The organism is Methylocystis sp. (assembly GCF_051061225.1).
Lineage (GTDB): Bacteria > Pseudomonadota > Alphaproteobacteria > Rhizobiales > Beijerinckiaceae > Methylocystis.
Genome location: NZ_JBPFEB010000008.1, coordinates 1 through 5,536, shown reverse-complemented (window position 1 = coordinate 5,536; position 5,536 = coordinate 1). Strand labels below are relative to the sequence as shown.

At 67.6% G+C, this 5,536-nt stretch carries 4 protein-coding genes; all 4 read left to right on the top strand.

Going from position 1 to position 5,536, the window contains the following annotated elements; genetic code table 11:
* The first annotated feature begins 246 nt into the window (after window positions 1-246).
* Window positions 247-1,197, top strand: a complete 951-nt coding sequence (gene thiL / locus ACR652_RS02700; RefSeq protein ID WP_434504984.1) for a thiamine-phosphate kinase — start codon at window positions 247-249, stop codon at window positions 1,195-1,197.
* Between the two features lie 162 nt (window positions 1,198-1,359).
* Complete coding sequence (locus ACR652_RS02695; RefSeq protein WP_434504983.1) at window positions 1,360-3,552, top strand: sodium-translocating pyrophosphatase; 2,193 nt, start codon at window positions 1,360-1,362, stop codon at window positions 3,550-3,552.
* A 101-nt stretch (window positions 3,553-3,653) separates the two neighbouring features.
* Complete coding sequence (locus ACR652_RS02690) at window positions 3,654-4,028, top strand: hypothetical protein (protein WP_434504982.1); 375 nt, start codon at window positions 3,654-3,656, stop codon at window positions 4,026-4,028.
* Between the two features lie 88 nt (window positions 4,029-4,116).
* Window positions 4,117-5,536, top strand: a 1,420-nt coding sequence (locus ACR652_RS02685; RefSeq protein ID WP_434504981.1) for an NAD(+) synthase, incomplete at its 3' end; no start/stop codon positions are given.

Genomic DNA, 5,536 nt, shown 5'->3' with positions numbered 1-5,536 from the left:
GAGCGGACGCAGGAGATGGGGTAGGGCGCTCCGTCGCCCCGCGCCCGCCCAACGCCGCTCGTGAGCTCACCCCTCCCCTTTACGGGGAGGGGGGCCCGGCGAAGCCGGGTCGGGTGGGGTAAAGCCCCAGCATGGCTGTCTTGGCTTGAACCCCACCTGGTGGCCTTCCGCCGCCGACCTCCCCGTAAAGGGGAGGTATGGCGCCCGTGCGAGACCGGTGGAGGACGGCGGCAGGGAGCTTGGGGAATGACAGCCCGCTACAGCGAAGACGACCTGATCGCCCGCCTGTTCGCGCCGATCGCTGGCCCGGCGGGCCTGGGCCTGACGGACGACGCCGCCCTCCTGCCGGCCTCCAGCCAGCCGACGGTCGCCACCGTCGACATGCTGGTCGCCGGCGTCCATTTCTTCGCGGACGATCCGCCCGCCGCGATTGCGCAGAAAGCGTTGCGCGTCAATCTCTCCGACCTTGCGGCCAAGGGCGCCGAGCCTGTCGGCTTCCTGCTGTCGCTCGCCCTGCCCGGCGACTGGACCAACGACTGGCTCGCCGCCTTTGCCGAGGGTCTCGCGGCGGACGCGGCCGCCTATGCCGCTCCCCTGATCGGCGGCGACACCACCGCCACGCCGGGGCCGCTGGCCATCTCCATCACCGCGCTGGGACGGGCTGCGCGCTTCGTCCCGCGCTCGGGCGCGCGGCCCGGCGACGCCGTCTATGTCTCCGGGACCATCGGAGACGCCGCGCTCGGCCTCGCCCTGCGCCGCGAGCCGGAGTTCGCGGCGAAGCTCTCGCCCCAAGCCCGTGAATATCTTGACGGCCGCTACCTCCTGCCGCGTCCGCGCCTCGATCTCATCCCGACGCTGCGCGCCCATGCGACCGCCGCCATGGACGTCTCGGACGGTCTCGCCGGCGATCTCGCCAAGCTCTGCCGGGCGTCCCGGGCAAGCGCCGTCGTCGAGGCGCCGCTGGTCCCCCTGTCCCGGGCGGCCCGTGAGGCCGTCGCGCTCGATCCGGGCCTGCTGGAGACGGCGCTGACGGGGGGCGACGATTATGAAATCCTCTTCGCCGCCGACCCGGCTTTCGAGGCGCCGCCGGGGGTGGTCCGCATCGGCGACATCGTCGCCGGAGGGGCGCCGCCGCGCTTCCTCGACCAAGCCAAAACACAAATGATTTTCGGGAAAATGTCCTTCAGCCACTTCTGAACGGGCGAGGGCCCGGCATTGCCGCCTCCGCCCATTTCTGGCAGTAAGGTTAATGGAAATTCGCAGCCTCCGGCCCGATTCGTCGGGGCGGTCGCATTCCTTTTTTCCGTTTCGCGACCAATTCGGCCGCCCCCCGGCCGAGGAACGAAAAGGCGAACCCTTATGGTCTTGTTTCTCACTATCGTCTTCGGACTCATGTCCGTCGCCTACGGCGTGAAGACGTCGCAGGAGCTGCTGGCCGCCGATCCCGGCTCGCCGCGCATGCAGGAGATTTCCGGCGCCGTCGCCGAAGGCGCGCAGGCCTATCTCAACCGCCAGTACAAGACCATCGGCATGGTCGGCGGCGTGATTTTCGTGCTTCTCGTCATTCTCCTCGGCTGGGCGGTGGCCTTCGGCTTCGCCATCGGCGCGGCGCTCTCGGGCGCGGCGGGCTATATCGGCATGAACGTCTCGGTGCGCGCCAATGTCCGCACCGCGCAGGCGGCGACCAAGTCGCTGGCGGGCGGCCTCGACATCGCCTTCAAGGCGGGCGCGGTCACCGGCCTGCTCGTCGCGGGCCTCGCGCTGCTCGGCGTCGCGGTTTATTACGCCATCCTCACTTGGTTCGCCGGTTACACGGCCGCTGACCGCGTCGTCGTGGACGCGCTGGTCGCGCTGGGCTTCGGCGCCTCGCTGATTTCGATCTTCGCGCGTCTGGGCGGCGGCATCTTCACCAAGGGCGCCGACGTCGGCGCCGACCTCGTCGGCAAGGTCGAGGCGGGCATTCCGGAGGACGATCCGCGCAACCCGGCGACCATCGCCGACAACGTCGGCGACAATGTCGGCGACTGCGCGGGCATGGCGGCCGACCTCTTCGAGACCTATGCGGTCACGGTCGTCGCGACCATGGTTCTGGCTTCGATCTTCTTCGCCGGTCAGGAAGGCCTCTCGAGCGCGGTGCTGTATCCGCTCGCCATCGGCGGCCTGTCGATCCTCACCTCCATCGCCGGCACTTACTTCGTGAAGCTCGGCAGGGACGATACGGAGTGGGGCAAGGTTGCCGCCCCTTACTTCGAGAAGATCGGCCTCAAGGACGACTCGATCATGGACGCCCTCTACAAGGGCCTGATCGCGGCGGGCGTGCTTTCGATCCCCGGCCTGTTCCTCGCCACGCTGTTCACCGTCGGTCTCGGTGAAGTGGGCAAGGTGAACGGCGAACCGGTCAACGGCTTCCTGCTGTTCCTCTGCGGCATTATCGGCCTCGTCGTGACGGGCGCCATCGTCTACATCACCGAATATTACACCGCCACGGGCAAGCGCCCGGTGGTGTCGATCGCGCAGGCGTCGGTGACGGGCCATGGCACCAACGTCATTCAGGGCCTCGCCGTGTCGCTCGAGTCGACGGCGGCGCCGGCCGTGGTGATCGTCCTCGGCATTATCCTGACCTATCAGTTTGGCGGCCTCTATGGCACGGCGATCGCGGTGACGACGATGCTCGGCCTCGCCGGCATGGTCGTGGCGCTCGACGCCTTCGGCCCGGTGACCGACAACGCCGGCGGCATAGCCGAAATGTCGGGACTGCCGAAGGAAGTCCGTCAGTCGACCGACGCGCTCGACGCCGTCGGCAACACGACCAAGGCCGTGACCAAGGGCTACGCCATCGGCTCCGCGGGCCTCGGCGCGCTGGTGCTGTTCGCCGCCTACACGAACGACATCAAGCATTTCGCCGCGACGGGCGTGCCCTTCTTCAAGGGGCTCGAGAACATCGACTTCAGCCTGTCCAATCCCTTCGTGGTGGCGGGTCTGATCTTCGGCGGCCTCATCCCCTACCTCTTCGGCGGCATCGCCATGACGGCGGTGGGCCGCGCGGCGGGCTCGGTGGTCGAGGAAGTGCGTCGCCAGTTCAAGGAGAAGCCCGGCATCATGGACGGCTCCGACCGTCCGGATTACGGCCGCGCGGTCGACATGCTGACCCAGGCGGCGATCAAGGAAATGATCGTCCCCTCGCTGCTGCCGGTCGCGGCGCCGCTGGTGATGTTCATCGTCGTGCTGATCCTCGGCGGCGGCAAGGCCAACGCCCTCGCGGCGGTGGGCGCGCTGCTGCTCGGCGTGATCGTCAACGGCGTCTTCGTCGCGATCTCCATGACCTCCGGCGGCGGCGCCTGGGACAACGCCAAGAAGTCCTTCGAGGACGGTTTCATCGACAAGGACGGCGTGAAGCATCTGAAGGGCTCCGAGGCGCACAAGGCGTCGGTGACCGGCGACACCGTCGGCGACCCCTACAAGGACACCGCCGGCCCGGCCGTGAACCCGGCCATCAAGATCACCAACATCGTCGCCCTGCTCATGCTCGCCATTCTGGCGCATTGGGGCTGATCCTCCGGGATCTCCAACACGGGAAGGGCGGGGGAGACCCCGCCCTTCCTGTTTTCAGGCCCGCGCCTTCCCGTTTCGCCGCCGATGTGAGAAAGGGAGGCATGATCCTCCGAGTCCTGCCGCGCCAGATTGCGATTCTCGCGACGAGCCTCCTGCTCGCCGCCTGTCTGACGAACAGGGTGCAGACGCTCGCGCCCAACATGCTGCGGCTCGACATGACCGGGGTCGTGGTGAGTTCAGAGGAGCAGACGCTTCAGCAGCTTCTGGCGCTCGGGGCGCGGGAGACCCTGTCTCGCGGCTACGTCTTTTTCCGCTTCACTGACTGGAAGCCGGGCCCCACGCAGGTCGTCGCTCAGGGCCAGCCGCAGAAGGCCAATTTCTCGGTGACGATGGTGATGTACCATCCGGGCGAGCAGGGCTCCAACCCGGCTTTCGACGCCCGGCTTGTTTCACAGAGCCAGGCTTCCGGCCAGTAGGGGCCGCGAGCCGGCGGCAAGGGTAGGAAAACGCCCTGATTTCCGTCATGATCGGCGTCCACTCCTCCGGCCGGCGCCGCGCAAGCTCATGACGCATCCTTTTTTCTCGCTTCACACGCACGGCTTCATCCGCGCCGCTGTCGCCTGTCCGGCCGTGCGGGTCGCCGATCCCGCCTTCAATGTCGCGCGCACGATCGAGATGGCGCGCGACGCCCATGCGCGCGGCGCGTCGCTCGTGCTGTTCCCGGAACTGGGTCTGTCCTCCTATGCGATCGACGATCTGTTGCAGCAGGAGGCGCTGCTCGGCGCCGTCGAGACGGCGCTCGCCGATCTGCTCGACGCGTCGCGCGACCTGCATCCGTTGATCGTCGTCGGGGCGCCGCTGCGCTATCGTGGGCGGCTCTATAACTGCGCGGTCGCCGTCTTGCGCGGGCGCTTGCTGGCGGTGACGGCGAAAACCTACCTGCCCAATTACCGTGAGTTCTACGAGGGCCGTCATTTCACCTCGGGCGTCCGTCTCTCGGACGACGAAATTTCGGTCGCCGGCCAGACCGCCCCTTTCGGCGTTCAATTGCTGCTTGAGGCCAGCGACTTTCCCGGGCTCGTCATCCACACCGAGATTTGCGAGGATTTCTGGGTTCCGACGCCGCCCTCGGCAGGCGCGGCGCTGGCCGGCGCCACCGTGCTTTTGAACCTCTCCGCGTCGAATGCGATCGTGGGCAAGTCGGATTATCGGCAAACGCTCTGCGCCGCGCATTCGGGGCGCTGTCTCGCCGCCTATCTCTATTCCGCCGCGGGGCAGGGCGAGTCGACCACCGACCTCGCCTGGGACGGCGAGGCGATGATCTACGAAAAGGGCGAGCTTCTCGCCAAGGCGCCGCGCTTTTCCGATACGCCGCAGCTCATTCTCGCCGACATCGACATTGGCCGCCTTGTGGCCGAGCGCCTGCGGCAAGGCACCTTCGGCGCCTGTGCCGACGCCGAGATTCCCTACCTGGACTTCCGCAGCGTGTCCTTCGAACTCGCCGCGCCGCGCGAGGATATCGGGTTCCTGCGGGACGTCCCCCGCTTTCCTTTCGTGCCCAATGACGAGGCGCGCCTCGCGGAGCTTTGCTTCGAGGCGTTCAACATCCAGTCGCATGGGCTGGCGCAGAGGCTGCGCGCGGCGGGATTGCGCAAGGTCGTGATCGGCGTCTCGGGCGGCCTCGACTCGACGCACGCGCTGCTCGTGTGCGCGCGGGCAATGGATCACCTCAAGCTGCCGCGCAAGAACATCCTCGCCTACACCATGCCGGGCTTCGCCACGTCGAGCCGCACCAAGAACCAGGCCTGGCAGCTCATGCGCACGGTCGGCTGCAGCGCCGAGGAGATCGACATCAGGCCCTCGTGCATGCAGATGCTGAAGGACATCGGCCACCCCTACGCGAAAGGGCGCAAGGTCTACGACATCGCTTTCGAGAACGTGCAGGCGGGGGAGCGCACCAGCCATCTTTTCCGCCTCGCCAACC